The sequence below is a fragment of the Affinirhizobium straminoryzae genome (genome assembly GCF_007004135.1).
In the GTDB taxonomy this organism is placed as follows: domain Bacteria; phylum Pseudomonadota; class Alphaproteobacteria; order Rhizobiales; family Rhizobiaceae; genus Neorhizobium; species Neorhizobium straminoryzae.
The window spans coordinates 1-1,645 of record NZ_VJMG01000136.1; the positions used below are offsets into that span (position 1 = coordinate 1).

General features: G+C 64.0%; 2 protein-coding genes. Both read right to left on the reverse strand.

Annotated elements, in window-relative coordinates:
• Positions 1–633, reverse strand: a 633-nt coding sequence (locus FNA46_RS25840; RefSeq protein ID WP_143128100.1) for an aldehyde dehydrogenase family protein, incomplete at its 3' end; no start/stop codon positions are given.
• Between the two features lie 101 nt (positions 634–734).
• Positions 735–1,645, reverse strand: a 911-nt coding sequence (locus FNA46_RS25845) for a glutamine synthetase family protein (protein ID WP_143128101.1), incomplete at its 5' end; no start/stop codon positions are given.

A 1,645-nucleotide genomic window follows, 5' to 3' on the forward strand; every position in this document is an offset into this window, starting at 1 on the left:
GCCGGCAACGGACCCGGTGAAATTGATGAAGTTGAAGGCGCCCGTCGCGATCAGCTGCTCCGATGTCTGGTGATCGAGGAAGACGTTCTGGAAGACATCCTCGGGCACGCCGGCTTCCACGAAGGCGCGCACCATGCGCTCGCCGACCAGAAGCGTCTGCGCCGCATGCTTGATGATCACCGTGTTGCCGGCCATCAGTGCCGGGGCCACCGTGTTGATCGCGGTCATGTAGGGATAGTTCCACGGCGCAATGACGAAGACGACGCCATGCGGCTCCCGCGCAATGCGGCGGGTGAAGGCGGCACTCGTCTCGATCTCGATCGGCGCCAGCGCCTCGGCCGCCACATTGGCCACATAGTTCGAGCGCTCGTTGAAACCCTTGAACTCGCCGCCGTAACGCACCGGCCGGCCCATCATCCAGGCCAGTTCCGGAACCACCTCGCCAGCCATCTCGTTGAGGCGAGCAACGCCCTTCAGCACCAGCTGGACACGCTCCTCGAGCGGGCGTTTTGCCCAGCCTTTCTGTGCCTGCCGCGCCCGGGCGACCACGGCAGTCGCCGCCTCCAGCGTCAGGACCGGCCGCTCCGCGTAGACCGAACCGTCCACCGGCGAGATACATTGGATCATTGCCATGATCGTCTTCCTGTTGTCATGAAAGGGTGGACAGCGGCATGCTCCGCTATCCCTTGTTCGCATCTTAGTCGAGCCACACGATCAGGGGAATGTGGCAGATCTCACGCCCGCTCGAAACCGCGCGCCACCTCCCAATCGGTCACCTTGCGATCATACTCCTCCTGCTCCCATTCGGCAGCACGGACATAGTGATCGATCACCGCGTCGCCGAAGGCCTGACGCAGCATGGCGGAGTTTTTCAGCGTGGCGGTCGCATCGCGCAGCGTGCGCGGAATCTGTCGGATCCCCTGCCCCATATAGGCATCGCCCTCGAAGGCCGGTTCCAGATCGAGCTTCTCCTCGATGCCACGGATGCCGGCAGCGAGAAGGGCGGCCATGGCGAGATAGGGATTCACGTCGGAGCCCCCCACCCGGCACTCGATGCGGATCGCCTTGGTGTCCTCGCCGCAAAGGCGGAAGCCGGCCGTGCGGTTGTCCTGGCTCCAGACAATCTTGGTCGGCGCGAAAGTGCCGGCGACGAAGCGCTTGTAGGAGTTGATGTAGGGCGCCAGGAAATAGGTGTATTCCTCGGCATAGGCGAGCAGGCCCGCCACATAATGGCGCATCAGCTCCGACATGCCGTGCGGCGCGTCCTTGTCGAGGAACAGCGGCGTCCTGCCGTCGAGGCTCCACAGTGACTGATGGATATGGGCAGACGAGCCCGCCGCCGCATTGTGCCACTTGGCAAGGAAGGTGACGGCCTTGCCCTTCGACCAGGCGATCTCCTTGACGGCATTCTTGATGATTGCATGCCGGTCGGCCATGGTCAGCGCCTCGGCATAGCGCACATTGATCTCCTCCTGGCCGGCCGAGGCCTCGCCCTTGGAGTTTTCCACCGGTACGCCGGCGCCCTGCAGGCCGGTGCGCACCGCACGCATCACCTCTTCCTCCTTGGTGGTCTGGAAGATGTGGTAGTCCTCGTTATAGGCGCTGGCGAGCTTCAGGTTGCGATAGCCGCCCTCGCGCGCGGCCT